Genomic DNA, 20,576 nt, shown 5'->3' on the forward strand with positions numbered 1-20,576 from the left:
CCTCGGCGGGCTGAGCGGGTCGCCGGAGCAGGCCCGGACCCGCCGATGCGGGCGGGCCGACCGGCTCGCGCTCGACCGCAGCCGGGATCATCGCCGGCACTACTCCCGACGGCTCGGCCTTCGGGTGCCCGAGCAGGCCCGGTTGCGCCGAATCGACAGCGCCGTCGCGGTCGGCATCAGCCAGTCCCCCACCGGGGCCATCGCCGCCGGCAAGATCCACGGCGTCAAGCCCGTCCAGCCGCGCAGCACCGTCCAGCCGCCCCGCTGCACCGGACCGTCCGTCACCATCCAGCCGCGCCACGCCATCAAGCCGCTTGGCATCATCCAGCCGCGCCACGCCGCCAAGCCGCTCGGCACCGTCCCGCCGCTCCATGCCGCCAACCCGCTCCACCCGGTCGCTGGTGCGCCGAGGGCTGGGCGTCGGCCGGGCCGACAGCAGTCGGGGCGGCACCGCTTCCGGGGCTGTCACCGGCGCCAGACCGGCGACCACCGTGTTGACGATCTCGGCCGCGTACGAGCCGTCCGGGTCGTAGTCCGGGTCGAAGACGGTCAGCTCCACGCCGAGGCAGTGCGGGGTGTCGACCAGGCCGGCGAGCAGGATCTCCAGTTCGGCGAAGGCGATCCCACCCGGGTCGGGGGCGTCCACGGCGGGCATCACCGCCGGGTCGAGCACGTCCACGTCGATGTGCACCCAGTAGCCCGCGCAGTCGGCGAGCTGCTCGTGCGCCCACTGGGCCGTCCGGGCGGCACCTTCGGCCCGCAGTGCCGGCACCGGTCGGGTGGTGATCCCGGCGGCCTGGAGGTCGAGCCGGTACTCGTCCTGGGCGCGGATGCCGAGCACCACCACGTCGATGTCGCGGAAGTAGGGCCGACGACCCTCCAGCGCGGCCAGGTCCGCCTGCCCCCGCCCAGTGACCAGGGCCAGGTCCTCACCGGCGGCGGCACCGACGTAGGAAGCGTTGCCGGGGTGCCGGAAGTCGGAGTGCCCGTCGACGAAGACCAGCCCGATCCGCCCGCCGACGGCCTCACCGAGGCGGTGCATGGCCAGGGCCGAGCCGAGCAGCACGGAGCAGTCGCCGCCCAGCACCACCGGGAACTCGCCCCGGTCGATGATCGAGCCGATGCGTTCGGCGAGGGCCAGCGAGTAGTCGGCGATCTCGCGGGCGTGACACACCCCGTCGCCGGGCCGCCAGTCGCCCGGGTCGTACCGGGCGGGGGTGACGCAGCCGGCGTCGCGGGCCCGGAGCCGGGCCAGCAGGTCGTGGTCGCGCAGCGCCCCGGGCGCCTTGGCGCAACCCGGGACCGACGTGGGCGTCGGCGGCCGTAGACCGAGATTTGTCGGCGCGTCGAGGACGGCGATCCGGCGCATCATGAGCTCCCGTCCTCGGTGGTCGGGCGGGCCGGCCGGAACGCCGGCCCGCGCTGGCGTGCTACGAACTCAGAACAGGGCGCTGGCGAGGGCCCGACGCGCCGAGGCGACCGCCGGATCGTCCGGGCCGGCGATCGAAAAGAGCGAGACCAGGTGCTGGCGGGCCGTCTCACGATCCTCACCGGCGGTGCGCCGGACCAGGGCGACGAGCCGCGCGTACGCCTGCTCGGCCAGGCCGCTGAGCACCTCGATGTCGGCGGCCAGCAGTTGGGCGGCGACATCGTCGGGGGCGCTCTCGGCGGCGGCCAGCGCGGCGGACGGGTCGGCGCCGGCCACCCGCCGGGCCACCCCGACCTGGGCCAGTCCCGCGGTGGCGGCGGCGTCCGCCGGGGCGTCGGCGAGGATCTTGCGGTACGCCTGCTCGGCGGCGTCCAGATCGCCGCTCATCAACGCGTCGTCGGCCTCGTCGAGGCGCGGGTCCTCCGGCTCGGCGACTGTCACGCCGCCGGCCTTGAGCACGGCCTGGATCCACTGCCGCAACTGCGGCTCGGGCACCACTCCGGAGAAGGCGTCGACCGGCTGACCACCGACGACCGCGTAGACCATGGGAATGCCCTGCACCCGGAACATCTGGGCGATTCGGGGATTTTCCTGCACGTCGACCCGGGCCAGCACCCAGGCGCCGCCACCCTCGGCGTTCAGCCGCTCCAGGACCGGGGCGAACTCGTCGCTCTCCGGGAAGCCGGCCGCGCCGAAGAACACGACGACGGGCGTGGTCATCGAGCGTTCGAGCACGTCGGACTGGATGGTCGCCTCGGTGACGTCCACGATGGCGGTGTCACCGCCAGCGGAGGGCGCACCGGGTGTGCCGTTGGACGGGCCGCCCTGAGGGGGCGTGCCGGGGCGGGTACCTGCTGGTGCGGGGCCACGCAGCGTGCTGAGGTCGACCGCGCCGCGGGTGAAGATCGACGAGGTGATCCGTGGGTCGCTCATGGTTACCTAGTCTCGCACGTGAGCCCCCGATCTCAGCTCACCCGCAACCCCGACGTTGCAACTCTCACGCCCCCACCCGCACCCCCGCCCTCACCCCCGCGATCTTGCACATTCTGTCGCCGATACGCCACATTCACGCCTTATGACGGCACCGAAACCGCAAGATCGACGCGGGTGAGGGAGGGAGGAGGGAGGGTTAGAAGCGTGCTGGCTCTCGGTAGGTGCCCCACTCGGCGCGCAGGGCGTCGCAGATCTCGCCCAACGTCGCCTCGGCGCGGACCGCGTCGAGCATGGCGGGGATCATGTTCTCGTCGGTACGGCTCGCCTCGATCATCCGGGTCACCGCCGCGCGGACCGCCGACTCGTCCCGCGCGCTCTTGCGCTCGGCGAGCACCCGACGCTGCTCCAGCTCCACCTCGTGCGAGATGCGCAGGATCTCCAGCTCCTTGGCGACGGTGCCGGTGTGGCAGTTGACCCCGACGATCTTCTTGTCGCCCTTTTCGAGGGCCTGCTGGTAGACGAAGGCCGACTCGGCGATGTGCCCGGTGAACCAGCCGTCCTCGATGCCGCGCAGGATGCCCGAGGTCATCGGACCGATCTGGTGCGGCCCGTCCCCGCCGAGCTGCCGGATCCGGGCGAAGATCTCCTCCGCCTCGGCCTCGATCTTGTCGGTCAGCGCCTCGACGTACCAGGAGCCGCCGAGCGGGTCGGCCACGTTGACCACACCGGTCTCCTCCATCAGCACCTGCTGGGTACGCAGGGCGATCTCGGCGGACTCGTCGGTGGGCAGCGCCAGGGTCTCGTCCAGCGCGTTGGTGTGCAGCGAGTTCGTGCCGCCGAGCACCGCCGCGAGCGCCTCGACGGCGGTGCGTACCACGTTGTTGACCGGCTGCTGGGCGGTCAGCGACACCCCGGCGGTCTGCGTGTGGAACCGCAGCCACAGGGCCTTCTCACTGGTCGCGCCGTACACGTCACGCAGCCAGCGGGCCCAGATCCGGCGGGCGGCCCGGAACTTGGCGATCTCCTCGAAGAAGTCGAGGTGCGAATCGAAGAAGAAGCTCAGCCCCGGGGCGAAGACGTTCACGTCCAGCCCGCGCGACAGACCCAGCTCGACGTAGCCGAAGCCGTCCGCCAGGGTGTACGCCAACTCCTGCGCGGCGGTCGAGCCGGCCTCGCGGATGTGGTAGCCGGAGACCGACAGCGGCTTGTAGCGCGGGATCTCCCGGGCGCAGTACTCCATCAGGTCGCCGATCAGGCGCAGGTGCGGCTCCGGGTCGAAGAGCCACTCCTTCTGCGCGATGTACTCCTTGAAGATGTCCGTCTGCAGGGTGCCGTCCAGCTTGGACAGGTCGGCGCCCTGCCGCTCGGCGGCGACCAGGTACATGCAGAACACCGGCACGGCCGGGCCGGAGATGGTCATCGAGGTGGTGACGCCGGACAGGTCGATGCCGTCGAAGAGTGCCTGCATGTCGGTGGCGGTGTCGATGGCCACGCCGCAGTGGCCGACCTCGCCGAGCGCCTGCGGGTCGTCCGAGTCGCGGCCCATCAGCGTCGGCATGTCGAACGCGACCGACAGGCCGCCGCCACCGGCGCCCAGGATCATCTTGTAACGCTCGTTGGTCTGCTGGGCGTTGCCGAAGCCGGCGAACTGCCGGATCGTCCAGGTCCGCCCGCGGTAGCCGGTCGGATACAGACCCCTGGTGTACGGGTACTCGCCCGGCCAGCCGATCCGTTCGAAGCCCGGGTACGCGCTGCCCTCGGGTGGCCCGTAGACGGGCTCCACCGGCATCCCGGAGAGCGTGGTGAAGTCCGCGTCCCGCTTGCGCGCGGCGTCGTACCGGGCCTGCCAGCGCGCCCGGCCGGCGTCGATCTCGTCGGCGTCCATGAGCAGGGCTCCTCCTCGGGTCCTCGACTGCACGTCGAGTGTAAGGCCCCCACCTGAACGATCGCTAAGTCGTGTCGTACCGGCAAGTAACACCCCGCCGCACGGGACGGCCGCAACCCGACTCAGACCGTCGGCGACCCCACGGACCCGCCCATCGCCACGTCGTCGACCCGGATGTTGACCTCGTCCACCCGCAGCCCGTACGCCTCGACCGCCTCGGTCACCTGGGCGCGTACCTGACCGGTGATCTCCGGCACCGGCCGACCTGCCTCGATCACCAACACCAGGTTGACCACGGCGGCGTCCCCTGTCACATGGGCCGAGCAACCCCGCCGGGCGTCACCCACCTGGTCCAGCCCGACCCGGTCGAGAACCGCGTTGAAGAACCGGGCGACGTCCCCGCCCAGGTCGGCCACGCCGGGCACCGCGCGGGCAGCCGCGACGGCGATCTTCTCGATCACCTCGTCCGCGACCTGGGTCGTGCCACCGGCCGGCACCGACGCCCTGGTCAGCTTCTGCGTTGCTTCCAGGTCCACAGTCGCTCCCTGCTCCTCGCACCACCGTGTCTGGGGCACGTCCTGCCCTCCGACGACGGTGGGCGGTGCGAGCCTACTGCGACGGTGCGGCCCCGGGCTGTCCCCGGTGGATGGTCAACGGACGGCCCACCAGCCGTCACCGGCCGCCGGGCAGGTACGCCTCAGGCCCCGGCAGTCGCCCCGGGCTGGTTCAGCTCGATGTCGTCCACAGTGACGTTGACCTGGGTGACAGTGAGGCCGTACTTCTCCACCGCCTCGATCACTGCGGCCCGCACCGCCTCGGTCACGTCGGTCACGACGTGCCCGGCGTCGATCACCAGGACCACGTTGATGACGACGGAGCCGCCCTTCACGTCGGCCGACACGCCCCGCCGAGCGTCGCCCACCTGGTCCAGGCCGACCTTGTCCAACACGCTGTTGAAGAACCGGGACACGTCACCACCGAGATCGGCGACACCGGGCACGGTACGAGCGGCCGCACCGGCGATCTTCTCCACGACCTCGTCGGAAACCGACGTGGCACCCCGGGCCGCGCCCGTCGCGGGCGACACCGCACCGGCGTTCTCCACCGCGTCCGTCATGATCACATCTCCCCTGGTCCCGGTGCGATGTGGACCGACCGTCTCGTCAGCCCGCCGCGCGGCGGCCGACCGCCGGCCACGCGCCGCGAGCCTACTAAAACCGGAGCCAGCTTCGCGTCCGGGCGCTCGGTGCCGGCGCGCCTGCCGGTCAGCGGGCGAGCTGGGCGAGCAACTCGTCCGCCGCCGTGTACGGGTCGGTCGCGCCCTCGGCCACCCGGGCGGCGAGAGTGGACAACTGCGTACCGTCGCGAAGGGACCCGATCCGGGCGCGGAGGGTGCCGAGCGCGATCGCCTCGATCTCGGCGGCGGCCCGCGCCTCCTGGCGGCGGCGCAGCTCGCCGTGCTCGACCAGCCAGCCCCGGTGCTTGTCGATGGCGGCGGCGATGTCGTCGATGCCCTCGCCGCGCGCGGCGACCGACCGGACCACCTGCGGCCGCCACTGCCCCGGGCCGCGCTCACCGAGAGCGATCATGCCCTGGATGTCCCGGACGGTGGCGTCGACGCCGTCCCGGTCCGCCTTGTTGACCACGAACACGTCGGCGATCTCCAGGATGCCGGCCTTGACCGCCTGGATCGCGTCACCCATCCCCGGTGCGAGCAGCACCAGCGTCGTGTCGGCCAGCGAGGCGACCTCCACCTCGGCCTGCCCGACGCCGACGGTCTCCACCAGCACCACGTCGCAGCCGGCGCCCTCCAGCACCCGGACCGCCTGCGGCGTCGCCGCTGCCAACCCGCCGAGGTGTCCCCGACTGGACATCGACCGGATGTAGACGCCCGGATCGGTGGCGTGGTCCTGCATCCGCACCCGGTCACCGAGGATCGCCCCACCCGTGAACGGGCTGGACGGGTCGACCGCCAGCACACCGACCCGGTGCCCCTGCGCCCGCAGCGCCCGGACCAGCTCGTTCGTGGTGGTCGACTTGCCCACCCCGGGTGAACCGGTCAGCCCGACCACCTGCGCCTGCCCCGCGTACGGCGCCAGCGCCGCGGCGATCGCCGGGAGCAGCTCGTCGCCGTTCTCCACCAGGGTGATCAGGCGGGCCACCGCGCGGGGGTCACCCGCGCGGGCCCGCTCGACCAGCAGCGGTACGTCCCGACTACGGCGCACCGACGTGCTGCCCGCCGCCGGGACGGGCTCGGCCGCTCCGCTCACTGGCCCGGCACGTGGATGATCAGCGCGTCGCCCTGCCCACCGCCGCCGCAGAGCGCCGCCGCGCCGGTGCCACCACCGCGCCGCTTCAGCTCCAGGGCGAGGGTGAGGACGAGACGCGCGCCGGACATGCCGATCGGGTGGCCGAGCGCGATCGCGCCACCGTTGACGTTCACCTTGTCCGGGCTGATCCCGAGGTCCCGGGTGGACTGGATGCCGACCTGGGCGAACGCCTCGTTGATCTCGATGAGGTCCAGGTCCGCGACGCTCAGGCCGCCCTTCTTCAGGGCGTGGTTGATCGCGTTGGACGGCTGCGAGTGCAGGGAGTTGTCCGGGCCCGCCACGTTGCCGTGCGCGCCGATCTCGGCCAGCCAGGTCAGCCCCAGCTCCTTCGCCTTGGCCTTGCTCATGACGAGCACCGCGGCGGCGCCGTCGGAGATCGGCGACGAGCTGCCCGCGGTGATGGTGCCGTCCTTCGCGAAGGCGGGGCGCAGCTTGGCCAGCGACTCGACGGTAGTGTCCGGGCGGATGCCCTCGTCCTCGCTGATCACCAGCGGGTCACCCTTGCGCTGCGGGATGACCACCGGGGTGATCTCGTCGGCGAAGTGGCCGTTCTTCTGCGCGGCGGCGGCCCGCTGGTGGCTGGCGGCGGCGAAGGCGTCCTGCTCCGTGCGGGAGATGCCGTGCTTGACGCCGAGCCGCTCGGTCGACTCGCCCATCGAGCAGCAGTCCCAGGCGTCGCTGAGCCCGTCGTGCGCCATGTGGTCCTTGACCACCACGTCGCCGTACTTGTAGCCGGTGCGCTGGCCCATCAGCAGGTGCGGGGCGTTGGTCATCGACTCCATGCCGCCGGCCACCACGATGTCGAACTCGCCAGCCCGGATCAGCTGGTCGGCCAGGGCGATCGCGTCCAGGCCGGAGAGGCAGACCTTGTTGATGGTCAGCGCCGGCACCGACATCGGTACGCCGGCCTCGACCGCCGCCTGCCGGGCCGGGATCTGACCGGCGCCGGCCTGCAACACCTGCCCCATGATCACGTACTGGACCTGGTCCGGGCTGACGCCGGCCCGCTCCAGCGCCGCCTTGATGGCGATCCCGCCGAGCTTGGTGGCGGGAAGGTCCTTGAGGTTGCCCAGCAGCCGGCCCATCGGGGTCCGCGCGCCGCTGACGATCACCGAAGCCATGCCTGCCTCCGAGGGGGGTGCCGAGCTGTACGCCTTAACGATTGTTCGGCCAGACTAGCGCCATGGCAGAGAACTCCCCCGTCGAGCCCGGTGCGGACTACGTCACAGACATCGGGCTTCGCAAGATTGACCACGTCGGGATAGCCGTGGCCGACCTGGACGCCGCGATCGACTTCTACCAGCGGACGTTCGGGATGCGCTGCGTACACGTGGAGACCAACGCCGAGCAGGGCGTCCGGGAAGCGATGCTGGCCGTCGGGCCGACCACCGAGGGCGGCTGCGTGCAGTTGCTCGCCCCGCTCACCCCGGAGTCGACGATCGCGAAGTTCCTGGACCGCAACGGGCCGGGCGTGCAGCAGGTCGCGTACACCGTGGTGGACATCGACGCGGCCTGCGCGGCACTGCGCGAGCGCGGCATGCGGCTTCTCTACGACGCCCCGAGGCGCGGCACTGCGGACAGCCGGATCAACTTCGTCCACCCGAAGGACGCCGGCGGCGTCCTCGTCGAACTGGTCGAGCCCGCCGCAGCCCACTAGCCCTGCGCCCCGCCCCGCCCCCTGCCGCCCCACCCCGCGCCGCACTGCTGCGCACCACGTGCGACACGGCGACACCGCACGCCGCACGCCGTGATCGCGCTGCAACAGGGATCTAGTGGTCTCCCACCGCCGTGACACCACTACATCAAGGATCGAGCACGATCTTGACGAGTCGGCGGGCCGGGGGGCGGGTCGAGGGCGGGCGCGGGTCGAGGGCGGGCGCGGGTCGAGGGCGGGCGCGGGTCGAGGGCGGGCGCGGGTCGAGGGCGGGCTGGGGATCGCGGGGGCTGCGCGCGCACGTCAGTGCGCGGTTGGCGGGGTGGCCGGACACCTTCACGCATCGGTGGATGCAGTTTTTCACAGAGGACTTCCCGGCCTAGCTACCGTTCAGTAACGTCCGGCCCCACAGGAGCGCGACCGGTGCCGGATGTGTCGAATGCCGACATGGCGGTCGTGCCCACCGGCGCCGACGATGGCAGCACCCGGGCCCGTGCGGGTGCGGACGAACCGGAGGTCACCGTGCAGGACATCCTCGAAGCGATCATGGCGGCGGAGGAATCGAACGATCCGGACCGCGAACTCGCCGGCGTCGCCGGACTGCCCGTACCGGAGAGCTACCGGGGCGTGGTCGTCCGCGCCGAGGAAGCCCGGATGTTCGACGGCATGGCCACCCGGGACAAGGACCCGCGCAAGGCACTGCACGTGCAGGAGGTGCCGACACCGCAGCTGGCGCCGGGTGAGGCGCTGATCGCGGTGATGGCCAGCGCGATCAACTACAACACGGTGTGGACAAGCATCTTCGAACCGGTGTCCACCTTCAGGTTCCTGGAGCGCTACGGCCGGGTCTCCGAGCTGACCCGCCGGCACGACCTGCCGTACCACGTGGTCGGCTCGGACGCGGCCGGCGTGGTGCTGCGCACCGGCCCCGGGGTGACCCGCTGGGCGCCCGGCGACGAGGTGGTCGCGCACTGCCTCTCCGTCGAGCTGGAGGACGCGGCCGGCCACGACGACACCATGCTCGACCCGCAGCAGCGGATCTGGGGCTTCGAGACCAACTTCGGCGGGCTCGCCGAGCTGGCCATCGTCAAGGCCAACCAGCTGATGCCCAAGCCACGGCACCTGAGCTGGGAGGAGGCGGCCAGCCCCGGGCTGGTCAACTCCACCGCGTACCGGCAGCTCGTCTCGCACCACGGCGCCAACATGAAACAGGGCGACGTGGTGCTGATCTGGGGCGCCTCCGGCGGCCTCGGCGGGTACGCCACGCAGATGGCGCTCAACGGCGGCGCGATCCCGGTCTGCGTGGTGTCCTCACCGGAGAAGGCCGAGCTGTGCCGCCGGATGGGCGCGGATCTCGTCATCGACCGGGCCGCTGAGGGCTTCCGCTTCTGGAAGGACGAGGAGACCCAGGACCCGGACGAGTGGCGGCGCTTCGGCGAGCGGATCCGCGAGCTGACCGGCGGCGAGGACCCGGACATCGTGTTCGAGCACCCGGGACGGGAGACGTTCGGCGCCAGCGTCTACGTGGCCCGACGCGGCGGGACCATCGTCACCTGCGCCTCCACGAGCGGCTTCCAGCACCAGTACGACAACCGCTACCTGTGGATGCACCTCAAGCGGATCGTCGGCAGCCACTTCGCCAACTACCACGAGGCGTGGCAGGCCAACCGCCTGGTGGCGCTCGGCAAGGTGCACCCGACGGTGTCCCGCACCTACCCGTTGGAGCAGACCGGCCAGGCCGCGTACGAGGTGCACCGCAACGCTCACCAGGGCAAGGTCGGCGTGCGCTGCCTCGCGCCCGCCGACGGGCTGGGCGTACGCGACGGGGAGCTGCGGGCCCGGCACGAGGACGCGATCAACCGGTTCCGCGGTCACTGACCGGCCGGACGGGGGAACGCGGGATGACCATTGCGATGATCGCTCATTGTTCTTCCGCCCTCATTAGCGGATAACCCGCCCGGATCGAACAAAGGGCCTCGGGGCAACCCCGGGGCCCTTTTCCGCGTCACGCTGCGTGGCGTCCGACAGGCCGGGACCTGCCAAGATCGCCGATTGGTCCGACCTCGTCGACACCAGGAGTTGACCATGTAAAGAGGGCACGAAAGCTTCCCACCGCTCTTGCGAAGCACCCTGGGGCGTCTGCCAGTATGTCCCAATGCCCCAGCAGCAGTCCTCCCCTCTCGCGTTCTTCGATAACGCGAACTCGCAGCCAGATTTCACCGTTGGCCTGCGCGGATACAACACTCATCAGGTCGACGACTTCCTCGGCCGGATGACCGCCGCGCTGACCCAGTCCGAGCAGGCCCGTGCCGAGGCCGAGCAGCGGATGAACGACGCCCAGCGTCGGCTCCGCCAGGCCGAGCAGCGCATGAGTGCGCTGGAGCAGAAGCTCACCGACACGAACAAGCAGCTCGAAGAGAACAGCCGGCCCACCCTCTCCGGGCTCGGCACCCGCGTCGAGCAGATCCTGCGGCTCGCCGAGGAGCAGGCCAACGACCACCGCAACGAGGCCAAGCGCGAGTCGGAGGGCATCCTCTCCGCCGCCCGCCTCGAGGCCCGCGAGATCACCGACAAGGCCCGCGCCGAGGCCGCTGCCATGAAGGCGAGCGCCGAGCGCGAGGCGGGCAACCTGCGCACGGCCGCCGAGCGTGAGGCCGCCGAGGTCCGGGTGCAGGCCCGCCGCGAGGCTGACACGCTGCGCGCCGACGCCGACCGTGAGACCAAGCAGCTGCGTACCGTCACCGCGCACGAGGTGGCCGAGCTGAAGTCGACTGTCGAGCGGGAGGTCGCGACCCTGCGGGCCACCGCCGAGCGGGAGATCACCCAGCAGCGGGCGAAGGCCGCCCGCGAAGCTGAGGAGAAGCGCGCCGAGGCGACTAAGCTGCTCACCGACGCGCGGGACAAGCGCGACAAGGACCTGCAGGCCCTGGAGCTTCAGCTGGCCGAGCGGCGGGAGAAGGCCGAGCGCGAGGAGTCCGAGCGCCACGCCGCCCAGGTCGCGCAGACCCAGAAGTTGGTCAGCGAGGCCGAGCAGCGGGCCCGGGCCGCGCAGGAGCGGGCCAAGGAGATCGAGCAGCGCGCCGAGGCGCGGCGGATCGAGTCGGAGCGCAACGCCGCCGAGACGATCGACAAGGCCAAGGCCCACTCGGAGAAGACCCTCAACGAGGCGAAGGCCGAGTCGCAGCGTCTGCTCACCGAGGCTCGCACCGAGGCGGAGCTGACCACGCAGGCCGCCCGCCGCGAGGTCGAGGACCTCACCCGGCAGAAGGACGCTGTCACCTCTCAGCTGGGTCAGATGCTCTCCGGGCTCGCCGGCATCGTTCCGGGAATGCCGGCGCAGGCCGCTCCGGCTGCCAAGCCGGACGCCAAGAAGAACGACGACGGTCAGGAGCGGGTGCCCGCGGAGACCGCCGGCTGACGCGAGGCGTCAGGTCGGGGCATCGACGGCGCGAGGTGACACCGGGTAACCGGTGCCACCTCGCGCCGTATGCGTTTCCCTACCCGTGGTATCCGTCAGCCGCGACGGAGTGAAGTAGCTCCCACAAGGCCCGTCCGTATCGCCCCAGCAGGGCCCGTTGCGTGTGAGGATGGGGGCATGTCGCACGGCGAGGAACTGTTCGCCCTTGGCGGGGACGTGACGACGGAGCCCAGCTTCGAGTCCGCTCTGCGGGGGTACGAGAAGAAACAGGTCGACCGTTATGTCGCGCGTGCTGAGCACGAGATAGCGACCCTCGCCTCCGAACGGGAACAGGCGTACACACAGATCCACAAGCTCGCCGGCCAGGTCGAGGTTCTGCAGCGTGACCTGACCCAGGTGCGCAAGCAGATGAACGTGGTCGACCGGGCGTCGTTCCGCCATCTCGGCCCGCGGGTCGAGTCGATCCTCACTCTCGCCGAGGAGCAGGCCGAGCAGATCCTCGCCGACGCCAACGGGGAGCTCGATGCCCGCCGCGCCGCCGCCGAGCACATCATCGAGGAGGCCCGCGAGCAGGCCGCGCGGGCGCTGAAGGACTTCGAGATCGCTCTCGCCGCCCGGCGCGCGGAGGAGGAGCGGCACAGCGCCGCCCGGCGGGCCGAGGCGGAGGAAACCCTGCGGTCGGCCAAGGACGAGTCGGCGCAGTTGCGCAAGGCGGCGCAGGACGCGCTGGCGAAGGCCCAGCAGGAGGCCACCCAGCTGCGGGATTCCGCCAAGGAGATCCACACCCGGGCCCAGCAGGAAGCCACCAAGCTGCGCGAGACGGCCCGCGAGACGCTGGCCAACGCCCGGCAGGAGGCCAGCGATCTGCGCGATGCGGCCAAGGAGGTGCATGCCAAGGCGCTCCAGGAGGCCAAACGGCTCACCGACACCGCGACCGAGGCCGGGCGGGCCACCCACGCCAAGGCGCAGCAGGAGGCCAAGCAGATCATCGACGACGCGTCGATGGCCGGGCGGGCCACCCGCGCCAAGGCGCAGCAGGAGGCCGAGCGGCTGACGACGCAGGCCACCGAGTCGGCGAAGCGCAGCCGCGCCGAGACCGAGGCGTACGTGCAGCGGATGCGCACCGAGACCGAGGCGTACGTGCAGCAGACCCGGGCGCAGACCCAGCAGGAACTGGGCGCGTGGCGGGCCGGGGTGGAACAGGAGGTCAACTCCCGTCGGGAGGCGGCCGACCGGGAGCTGGCGCAGCGACGGTCCGCGGCCGAGCAGGAGTTCGCCAAGCGCCGCGACGAGTTGGACAAGCAGCACGCGGCACGCCAGCAGGAGCTGGAAGCGGCGTTCACCAGCCGTCAGCAGGAGCTGGAGAGCGGCCTCACCACCCGCCGCGACGAGTTGGAGACGGAGTACTCCACCCGCAAGAACGAGCTGGAGACCGCGTACACCGCCCGCAAGAACGAGATCGAACAGGGTGCGGCCGGCATCCGTCAGGCGGCCGAGCAGGACGCGGCGGCGCTGCGCCAGCGGTCCGAGGCGGAGGCCACCGAGCTGCTGAGCCGGGCCGAGACCGAGGCCGGCGACAAGCGCCGCAAGGCCGACGAGCATGTCGCGGCGTCCCGGCGGCAGTTCGAGGAGTACGCGGCCACCACGCAGCAGCACCTGGCCACCACCCAGCAGCACCTGGCGGCGACGCAGCAGGAGGCGGCGGCGGGCCGGCAGCAGTTGGCCCAGGTGATGCTGGAGATCGCCCAGGCCCAGCAGCAGCTCGCGGATCTGCGGCAGGAGACCTGGAAGGCCCGGCAGGAGTCCGACGAGCTCCAGCGTCAGATGTCCGAGCTGCGGTTGCAGAGTGTCGCCGGCCCGATCGACGGCCCGACCGCACCGGACGCGGCGTCCGACGCGAGCGCGGACCTGTCCGGTGGTGGGGACGACGGCGTGAGCGTTTCCGCCGGCACCGGCGCCCGGTCGGGTCCGGGCGAGTCGGGTACGGGCACCGGGCTGAAGGCGGAGCCCGCCGACACCCGGCAGCCGGTGAACGCGAGTGCGGACGAGTCGGGGCAGCCCACGACGCGGCCGGTGGCCGAGCCGGTGACCACCGTGGACGGTGGGACGGCGAGCGCCGGGGTGGACGGGGAGCCGACAGTGGCCGCCGTTCCGGGCGAGGGTGGCCGGGGCGCCAAGCCCACCAAGATCACTAGCACCGGCGAGAACGGCAAGCGACCCAGTAAGCCGACCACCGACGAGCGCAGCGCCAAGCCCAGCAAGGTCACCCTCGACAAGGACTGACCGCCCCATCCAGGCTTCGAGATCTTGGACACTTTCCGTCAGGTGTTGACGGAAAGTGTCCAAGATTCACTTTGCCGTTGGGTGGCGCAGCGGTGGGGTGGTGGTCCAGCCGGCCGCTACGAAAGCGCGGCGGACGGTGTCGGCGACCTCGTCCGGCGGGCACGGACCAGCCAGGCCGGGAAGCGCAGGATCCGGTCGCCGCTGGTCCAGACGTCGTTCTGCCGACGCATGTCCGCCGCCCACTGCCTGGCGTCCATGTGGTGCGCCCCGTCGACCTCCACCTGCACCCGCCACTTCCGCCAGTACGCGTCCAGCCAGCGGTTGCGGCCGGCCGCGTCAACCCGGTGTTCCTGGAGATCGGGTGCGGGCAGCCAGTGCCGGCGGCACAGCCGCAGAAAATCGATCTCGGAGAGCGCCTGTGCGCCGCCCGCGATGTCGCCGACCGTCTGCCCGATCGACCGCCATCGGCCGGTGCGAATCCGGCCCCGCACCGCCCCCTCGCTGAGCAGCCCGGCGACCTGCGCGGTGGTCAGCACGCCCGCCTGCTCGAAGGCGAGCCAGTCGAGGGCGTCGGCGTCGTCGGCGGGCAGCATCCGAACAGCCTTCACCGCCGGGACGCCGCCTCACCACCAGATCTTGGACAGTTTCCGTCAGGACGTGACGGAAACTGTCCAAGATCTACGAGCCTGGTCGACGTCCGGGGTGTCGTCGGCCTTTCCGGACCGTTCAATCCGGCCGGGGGCGCTGACGGTGGTTGGGTGGGGCACATGGGGCACACCGGATTGACGGTCGCGTGGTCGATGGCGACCATGAGGTGGCTACGCTGCTGGCGCGTGGCGAGATGATCAGAAACGGTGCGTTGTCCCGCCGCCAGTCGATCGAACTGATGAAGGAAGTCGTGACCTCATGGACCTGACCGGCCCGGTGCTGGTGTTCGCGCCTGCCGCGTGGCGGGCGTTCGTGGTCGTCGCCCGTCGTCCGACGGCCTGAGCCGGGAGGTCCCTGGTGCCACAGCACGACCCGGCTGGCGACGACCCGGACGTGACCGCCGGTCCCCCGCCAGCGCAAACACCGCAGCCGGCGCAAACACCCGAGCCGGCGGAAACACCGCACCCAGCGGAAACTCCGCAGGCAGCGCAAGCACAGCGGGCGGCAAGTCCGCAGCCGGTGCAGACGCCACCGCCGGTGCCGGTTCCCGCCCCGGGGATCGACCCGGACGAGCCGCCCGCGGTCCCGTCCGGAAAGTTCGGCACGCCGGGGCGGCCACTGCGCCGCAGCAGTTTCCTGATCGGTTTCACCGGCGCGCTGGGCGTGCTGCTGGCGTACACCCTCTATCTGGGGATTCGCAATGCCGGCGGCATCCTGGTGCTGGTGGTGATCGCGCTCTTCCTCGCTGTCGGTCTCAACCCGGCGGTGGTCCGGCTGGGCCGCTGGGGTGTGCCGCACGGCCTGGCGGTGGCCGCGGTGGCGTTGACAGTGGTGTTGCTGCTCTGCGGCGGCGTGGTGGCGCTGGTCCCGCCGATCGTCACCCAGTCGGGGCAGTTCATCGATCAGATCCCGAGCCTGCTCGACGAGCTGCGCCGCAACCCGACGGTCAATGACCTGGTGGAGCGGTACGACGTGGTGGAGCGGGTGCAGAACGCCGCCAACGCCCAGACGGTCGGGCGGGCGCTCGGCGGGGTGCTGGGCGGCGCACAACTGATCTTCGGCACGGTGTTCCGGACGCTGACCGTGCTGGTGCTGACGATCTACTTCCTGGCCTATTTCGACCGGCTGCGCTCGCTGGGCTACTCGTTGGTGCCCCGGTCGCGCAGGGAACGGGTGCAGCTGATCGGTGACGAAATTTTGGCAAAGGTCGGCTCCTACATGGTCGGCGCGCTGAGCATCGCGGTGCTGGCCGGCGCGACCACCTTCGTCTTCGCGCTGATCGTCGACCTGCCGTACCCGTTCGCGCTGGCCGTGGTCGTCGCGGTGACCGACCTGATCCCGCAGATCGGCGCGACCCTCGGCGCGGTGATCGTGAGCCTGGTCGGCTTCGCCGCCGACCTGCCCACCGGCATCGCCTGCGCGATCTTCTTCCTCATCTACCAGCAGGTGGAGAACTACCTCATCTACCCGAAGGTGATGCGGCGCTCGGTGGAGGTCAACGAGGTGGCCGCCCTGCTGGCCGCGCTGCTCGGGGTGTCACTGCTGGGCGTGGTGGGCGCGCTGATCGCCATCCCCACGGTGGCCGCCCTGCAACTGATCCTGCGCGAGGTGGTGCTGCCCCGCCAGCAACGCCGCTGAGGTCGCACCCCGCGCCAGCCCGCCGCGCCCCGCGCTGCCCGCACCGCCCCGTCCCGCGCCGCCCAGGTCCCACGCCGCCCAGGTCCCGCGCCGGCCCGCGCCGCCCCGCCAAGATCGTGCTCGATCCCGGAAGTAGTGGCCTCGCCATCTTCTGATGCCACTACAACCAGGATCGAGCACGATCTCGGTGCGGGCACGCGAGGATGCGCGGGACCGGGACCGGGACCGGGACCGGGACCGGGACCGGGACCGGGACCGGGACCGGGACCGGGACCGGGACCGGGACCGGGACCGGGACCGGAAGCGGAAGCGGGAGACGTCCGGGTCAGTCGGCCTGACCGGCGGCCGGGCCGGGGACGGGCGTGTCGGCGAAGGCAGCCACCGTACGGTCGGCGTACGCGCTGACGTCGCCGGCCTCCATCGGGCCGTCCCAGGTCGTCGGCAGCGGCACCTCGACGGCCGGGTTGACCCGCCGGACGATCTCATCGAGGACCGTCTCCGCGTCGCCCACCCAGAGGTGCTTGGCACCCGGCACCCCGACCACCTCGGCCTGCGGCACGGCGGCGAACCGCTCCCCCGCCTCGGTGGGGCGCAGGTAGTCGTCGAACTCCGGCACCAGCGCCACCAGCGGCCGACCCGAACTGGCCCAGGTGGCCAGGTCCTCCGGGGCGGAGAAGCGCAGCGGCGGGGAGAGCAGGATCGCCCCGGCGATCGCCGGGTCGCAGCCGTACTTCAGCGCCAGGTCGGTGCCGAACGACCAGCCGACGAGCCAGATGTTGGGCAGTTCGGCGAACTCCGCGTACTCGATGGCGGCGGCCACGTCGTACCGCTCGCCCACCGCGCCGTCGAAGGCTCCCTCGCTGGTGCCGCGCACGCTGCTGGTGCCCCGGGTGTTGAACCGCAGCACCGCCAGGTCGGCCAGCGCGGGCAGCCGCCAGGCCGCCTTGCGGAACACATGGCTGTCCATCATTCCGCCGTGGGTGGGCAGCGGGTGCAGGCAGACCAGGGTGGCCACCGGCGGCCGGTCGGCCGGCAGGGCCAGCTCACCGACCAGCCGCAGACCGTCGGCGGTGTGCAGCTCGATGTCCTCCCGGCGGCCGGGCAGGATCGACGACGCGCGGATCGCTGTGCTCACCGCCCAAGTCTGTCGCGAAGTCGCCGCCGCCGCCCGCCCAGGCGGGAAGAGGGTGACCCAGGTCGCTCGGGCCGCACGCGCGAGGCGTCCCGGTGGGCCAGCTCAGTAGCGCGGGGTGCCCCGGCCGCGCTGCACCGCCGGGCCGCGCCGGTCCCGGGCCCGCCAGCAGCCGCTGTGCCAGTGCCGCCGGTCGGTCAGGTCACCCAGGCCGTCCGCCGGCCAGGCCACCAGGTGCGCCACCCCGGGTCGGATCTCCTGGTCACAACCGGGGCAACGGTACGTCTTGACCGACGCGCCGGCGCCGATGCCGCGTACCTGCCAGGCGCCGTCGGTCCATTGCTGCACCGAGGCGACGCCCTGCCGGACCCGGTCGGCGTCCAGGTTGGCGTTCTCGTCCCGGCGAGGGCGATTGCGACGGGGGCTCACAGTCACCAAGCGTACGTCCGGCGGGTGCGGCCGCCCGGGGCGGTCACCAGGTCGTGGGTCGGTCCAGGTGCTCGGCGACCTGCACCCCGCCCAGCACCGTCGCCGCGTCCTCCTCGGTGAAACCCTCGTTCGGCCGGCCCCAACCGGCGGTGACTTGGGCCTTCGGTACGTCGAGCAACTCCATCGTCTCGCCCTGCGGGTCGACGTAGACCGGCCGCCCGGCCGCCGTCGCGTTGGGTTCTGGGCGGTCACCGACGATGCTGTGCGGGGAGCGGAGCCGCACCTCCATCGAGCGGAACCCGCTCCCGTTGACGACCAGCGAGACGTCCAGCGCGGCCGGGAGGTTGGCCACGGTGACCTCGCATCCGGCACTCCACGCCCCGGCCGGCATCGCGGCGAGCCGCATCGGGGCGCTGCACCGGTGCGCCACATCCAGCCGCAGCGCGCTCCTGGCCGCCTTCAGCGCCGCGTCGGTGGGCGCCACCGTGCGCAGGCGGGCGAAGAGGCCGGGCACCGGCTGCCACCGCAGCACCCAGATCGGATCGGCGCCGCCCGCGGAGAGCCGCTCCAGCTGACCGTCGTAAGGCGGGTCCGCCGGTTGCGGGACGTACCTGTCGCCCTCCAGGTGGACCTCCTCGGCGACGGCGGCGCGCCCCGGTGCGCCCGCTCGGCGAAGGTGTCGACGACCAGTTCCCGGCTGGACCGTCGCCTCCACCAGGAGATGTTGGCGTTGACCAGCATCCGGCGCACGTACACGTCCGGACGGTCGGCACGGGCGATCCGGCGCCACTGCACGTACGCCTGGGACAGCACGTCCTGGGCAAGGTCCTCGGCCCGGTGCTCGTCACCGGTCAGCAGCCGGGCGAGCCGGACCAGCGCCGGACCCCGGCTGCTGACGTACTCCTCGAAGGTCGCACCCTGCAGACGCGCCCAGCGCCCACGGGCGTTGACCCGGTCAGCGGTGTGAGTGGTCGCGGAAGCCGCGGCGGGTCTTGCGGCCCAGATAGCCGGCGGTGACCAGGTGCTCCAGCAGCGGCGCGGGCGCGAAGCCCGGCTCGCGCAGCTCCAGGTACAGCTCGCGCTGGATGGCCAGCGAGACGTCCAGCCCCACCACGTCGAGCAGCTCGAACGGGCCCATCGGGTAGCCGCAGCCCAGCTTCATGGCGTGGTCGATGTCGTCGGCCGTGGAGTAGCTGGCCTCCAGCATCTTCACCGCGTCGTTCAGGTACGGGAAGAGCAGCGCGTTGACGATGAACCCGGACCGGTCGCCGCAGACCACGCCGGTCTTGCCGAGGGCGGCGCAGACGGCGCGGGCGGTGGCGGTGGCCTCCGGGGAGGTGCGGATGGTGCGGACGACCTCGACCAGCGGCATGACCGGCGCCGGGTTGAAGAAGTGCAGCCCCACCACGTCGGCCGGCCGCTGGGTGGCCATCGCCACGTCGATCACCGGCAGCGACGAGGTGGTGGTGGCCAGCACGACGCCCGGCTTGCAGATCTCGTCGAGGCTGGCGAAGAGGGCCTTCTTGACGCTCAACTCCTCGACGACCGCCTCGACCACCAGGTCGACGTCGGCGAGGTGGTCGAGCGTGGCGGACCAGCTGATCCGGCCCAGCGCGGCGTCCCGGTCGGCCTCGGCGAGCTTGCCGCGCACCACGCCCTTGTTCAGCGAGGTCTTCACCGCCTCGCAGACCTTCGCGGACTTCTCCGCGCCGCGGGTGACCGAGACGACCTCGTAGCCGGCCTTCGCGAACACCTCGATGATCCCGGTGGCCATCGTCCCGGAACCCACCACGCCCACCTTCGCGATGGCGCGAGCCCCGTCGGCGAGCGCCGACTCCGTGGCCAGCGGCGTCGCCTCATCCGGTACGACCACCGGGGAGCCGGGCCGCTCGTAGGTGTAGAAGCCCCGGCCGGACTTCCGGCCGAGCAGTCCCGCCGTCACCATCTGCTTGAGCAGCGGCACCGGGGCGTGCCGGCGGTCCCGCCCGCCGCGCCGGTACATGGTGTCGAGGATCTCGTACGCGGTGTCCAGACCGATGAGGTCCATCAGCGCCAGCGGGCCCATCGGCAGGCCGCAGCCGAGCTTCATCGCGGCGTCGATGTCCTCCCGGGTCGCGTAGTGCGACTCGAACATGCCGACGGCGTGGTTGAGGTAGCCGAAGAGCAGCGCGTTGGCGATGAAGCCGGCCCGGTCGTTGATGGTGACGTCGACCTTGCCGAGCCGGGCGCAGAGCGCCTCCACGTCGGCGACCACCTCGGGCGCGGTGACGACGGTGCGGACCACCTCGACCAGCTTCATCACCGGGGCCGGGTTGAAGAAGTGGATGCCGATCACCTGGTTGGGTCGGCTGGTGGCCACCGAGATCTCGGTGACGCTCAGCGACGAGGTGTTGGTGGCGAGGATCGTGTCGGGGCGGCAGACCCGGTCCAGCTCCGCGAAGATCCGCTGCTTGAGGTCCAGGTGCTCGGGCACCGCCTCGATGACCAGGTCGACGGAGTGCAGCGCGTCCAGCCCGACCGCGAAGTGCACCCGCTCGTGCAGGGCGTCGCGGTCCGCCTCGGCGAGCTTGCCCTTGGCGACCGCCCGGTCGGTGGAGCCCTTCAGGGTGGCCCGGCCGCGTTCCAGGGCGGGTGCGGAGATCTCCACGGCCACCACGTCGATGCCGTTGCGGGCGAAGACCTCGACGATGCCGGCACCCATGGTGCCCAGCCCGACCACGCCTACGGTGCTGAACTCGCGCGCCACGACCGGCCTCCCCAGAGACTCCGCACGACCACTGAACGGCCGCTAAGGTTA

Annotated in this window: 17 protein-coding genes and 2 pseudogenes; 6 read left to right on the forward strand and 13 right to left on the reverse strand. The window is 71.9% G+C overall.

What is annotated here, in order from left to right; all coding sequences use genetic code 11:
- Positions 1-346: 346 nt before the first annotated feature.
- The 7 genes and pseudogenes from AB0C03_RS23160 to AB0C03_RS23190 form a co-directional block, all read right to left on the reverse strand.
- Positions 347-1,372, reverse strand: a pseudogene (locus tag AB0C03_RS23160) (arginase family protein); the annotation flags it as partial.
- A 66-nt stretch (positions 1,373-1,438) separates the two neighbouring features.
- On the reverse strand, positions 1,439-2,362 hold the full coding sequence (locus AB0C03_RS23165) for a tetratricopeptide repeat protein (RefSeq protein WP_030333248.1): 924 nt from the start codon (positions 2,360-2,362) through the stop codon (positions 1,439-1,441).
- 196 nt (positions 2,363-2,558) lie between these two features.
- Positions 2,559-4,247 (reverse strand): coenzyme B12-dependent isobutyryl-CoA mutase large subunit, encoded by a 1,689-nt coding sequence (gene icmA / locus AB0C03_RS23170; RefSeq protein ID WP_030333245.1) that lies wholly within the window; start codon positions 4,245-4,247, stop codon positions 2,559-2,561.
- Between the two features lie 122 nt (positions 4,248-4,369).
- Positions 4,370-4,783: an Asp23/Gls24 family envelope stress response protein gene (locus AB0C03_RS23175; RefSeq protein ID WP_030333243.1), complete on the reverse strand. Its 414-nt coding sequence runs from the start codon at positions 4,781-4,783 to the stop codon at positions 4,370-4,372.
- A gap of 161 nt (positions 4,784-4,944) precedes the next feature.
- Complete coding sequence (locus tag AB0C03_RS23180) at positions 4,945-5,364, reverse strand: Asp23/Gls24 family envelope stress response protein (protein WP_030333240.1); 420 nt, start codon at positions 5,362-5,364, stop codon at positions 4,945-4,947.
- Between the two features lie 148 nt (positions 5,365-5,512).
- Positions 5,513-6,517, reverse strand: coding sequence for a methylmalonyl Co-A mutase-associated GTPase MeaB (gene meaB, locus AB0C03_RS23185; protein ID WP_030333239.1), 1,005 nt, complete (start codon positions 6,515-6,517; stop codon positions 5,513-5,515).
- Positions 6,514-7,698 (reverse strand): acetyl-CoA C-acetyltransferase, encoded by a 1,185-nt coding sequence (locus AB0C03_RS23190; protein ID WP_030333237.1) that lies wholly within the window; start codon positions 7,696-7,698, stop codon positions 6,514-6,516. Before AB0C03_RS23190 ends, meaB begins: the two co-directional genes overlap by 4 nt.
- 62 nt (positions 7,699-7,760) lie before the next feature.
- Here AB0C03_RS23190 and mce point away from each other — a divergent pair, with 62 nt between their 5' ends.
- From mce to AB0C03_RS23210, 4 genes are all read left to right on the forward strand, one after another.
- On the forward strand, positions 7,761-8,234 hold the full coding sequence (gene mce, locus AB0C03_RS23195; RefSeq protein WP_030333235.1) for a methylmalonyl-CoA epimerase: 474 nt from the start codon (positions 7,761-7,763) through the stop codon (positions 8,232-8,234).
- A 519-nt stretch (positions 8,235-8,753) separates the two neighbouring features.
- A complete protein-coding gene (gene ccrA / locus AB0C03_RS23200) occupies positions 8,754-10,109 on the forward strand; it encodes a crotonyl-CoA carboxylase/reductase (RefSeq protein ID WP_030333233.1) in 1,356 nt (451 codons plus the stop codon).
- Positions 10,110-10,386: 277 nt separating this feature from the next.
- Positions 10,387-11,649, forward strand: a complete 1,263-nt coding sequence (locus AB0C03_RS23205) for a DivIVA domain-containing protein (protein ID WP_357638798.1) — start codon at positions 10,387-10,389, stop codon at positions 11,647-11,649.
- A 177-nt stretch (positions 11,650-11,826) separates the two neighbouring features.
- Positions 11,827-13,932 carry a coiled-coil domain-containing protein gene (locus AB0C03_RS23210; RefSeq protein ID WP_210866393.1) on the forward strand — a complete coding sequence of 702 codons (2,106 nt, stop codon included), beginning with the start codon at positions 11,827-11,829 and terminating at the stop codon, positions 13,930-13,932.
- Between the two features lie 116 nt (positions 13,933-14,048).
- Here the strand turns inward: AB0C03_RS23210 and AB0C03_RS23215 are convergent, their stop codons facing one another.
- On the reverse strand, positions 14,049-14,525 hold the full coding sequence (locus AB0C03_RS23215) for a putative endonuclease domain-containing protein (RefSeq protein ID WP_357638800.1): 477 nt from the start codon (positions 14,523-14,525) through the stop codon (positions 14,049-14,051).
- 200 nt (positions 14,526-14,725) lie between these two features.
- Between AB0C03_RS23215 and AB0C03_RS23220 the strand changes: the two genes are divergently transcribed.
- A complete protein-coding gene (locus tag AB0C03_RS23220) occupies positions 14,726-14,848 on the forward strand; it encodes a hypothetical protein (protein WP_256443421.1) in 123 nt (40 codons plus the stop codon).
- A 290-nt stretch (positions 14,849-15,138) separates the two neighbouring features.
- Positions 15,139-16,218 carry an AI-2E family transporter gene (locus AB0C03_RS23225; protein WP_357638928.1) on the forward strand — a complete coding sequence of 360 codons (1,080 nt, stop codon included), beginning with the start codon at positions 15,139-15,141 and terminating at the stop codon, positions 16,216-16,218.
- A 325-nt stretch (positions 16,219-16,543) separates the two neighbouring features.
- Here AB0C03_RS23225 and AB0C03_RS23230 read toward each other — a convergent pair whose 3' ends face one another.
- The 5 genes and pseudogenes from AB0C03_RS23230 to AB0C03_RS23250 form a co-directional block, all read right to left on the reverse strand.
- The gene (locus tag AB0C03_RS23230) at positions 16,544-17,353 is read right to left on the reverse strand and encodes an alpha/beta hydrolase (RefSeq protein WP_030333223.1); all 810 of its coding nucleotides are present in this window, start codon (positions 17,351-17,353) and stop codon (positions 16,544-16,546) included.
- Positions 17,354-17,455: 102 nt separating this feature from the next.
- Positions 17,456-17,779 carry an Rv1322 family protein gene (locus AB0C03_RS23235; protein WP_244236068.1) on the reverse strand — a complete coding sequence of 108 codons (324 nt, stop codon included), beginning with the start codon at positions 17,777-17,779 and terminating at the stop codon, positions 17,456-17,458.
- A 43-nt stretch (positions 17,780-17,822) separates the two neighbouring features.
- Entirely contained in the window at positions 17,823-18,494 is a 672-nt protein-coding gene (locus tag AB0C03_RS23240; RefSeq protein WP_357638803.1) for a hypothetical protein, read from the reverse strand.
- Positions 18,431-18,703: pseudogene (locus AB0C03_RS23245) on the reverse strand (sigma factor); the annotation flags it as partial. The pseudogene AB0C03_RS23245 and the gene AB0C03_RS23240, both read right to left, overlap by 64 nt.
- 31 nt (positions 18,704-18,734) lie before the next feature.
- Positions 18,735-20,525, reverse strand: a complete 1,791-nt coding sequence (locus AB0C03_RS23250; protein WP_210866395.1) for a 3-hydroxyacyl-CoA dehydrogenase family protein — start codon at positions 20,523-20,525, stop codon at positions 18,735-18,737.
- Positions 20,526-20,576: the final 51 nt, after the last annotated feature.

The organism is Micromonospora parva (genome assembly GCF_040649675.1).
Classification (GTDB): domain Bacteria; phylum Actinomycetota; class Actinomycetes; order Mycobacteriales; family Micromonosporaceae; genus Micromonospora; species Micromonospora parva.

What these genes read in the sequence shown, in the direction of transcription:
- AB0C03_RS23210 (WP_210866393.1), top strand. Translation starts at nt 11,827, where the DNA reads ATGTCGCACGGCGAGGAACTGTTCGCCCTTGGCGGGGACGTGACGACG.
- AB0C03_RS23205 (WP_357638798.1), top strand. Translation starts at nt 10,387, where the DNA reads ATGCCCCAGCAGCAGTCCTCCCCTCTCGCGTTCTTCGATAACGCGAAC.
- icmA (WP_030333245.1), bottom strand. Translation starts at nt 4,247, where the DNA reads ATGGACGCCGACGAGATCGACGCCGGCCGGGCGCGCTGGCAGGCCCGG.
- AB0C03_RS23190 (WP_030333237.1), bottom strand. Translation starts at nt 7,698, where the DNA reads ATGGCTTCGGTGATCGTCAGCGGCGCGCGGACCCCGATGGGCCGGCTG.
- AB0C03_RS23165 (WP_030333248.1), bottom strand. Translation starts at nt 2,362, where the DNA reads ATGAGCGACCCACGGATCACCTCGTCGATCTTCACCCGCGGCGCGGTC.
- AB0C03_RS23215 (WP_357638800.1), bottom strand. Translation starts at nt 14,525, where the DNA reads ATGCTGCCCGCCGACGACGCCGACGCCCTCGACTGGCTCGCCTTCGAG.
- mce (WP_030333235.1), top strand. Translation starts at nt 7,761, where the DNA reads ATGGCAGAGAACTCCCCCGTCGAGCCCGGTGCGGACTACGTCACAGAC.
- AB0C03_RS23180 (WP_030333240.1), bottom strand. Translation starts at nt 5,364, where the DNA reads ATGACGGACGCGGTGGAGAACGCCGGTGCGGTGTCGCCCGCGACGGGC.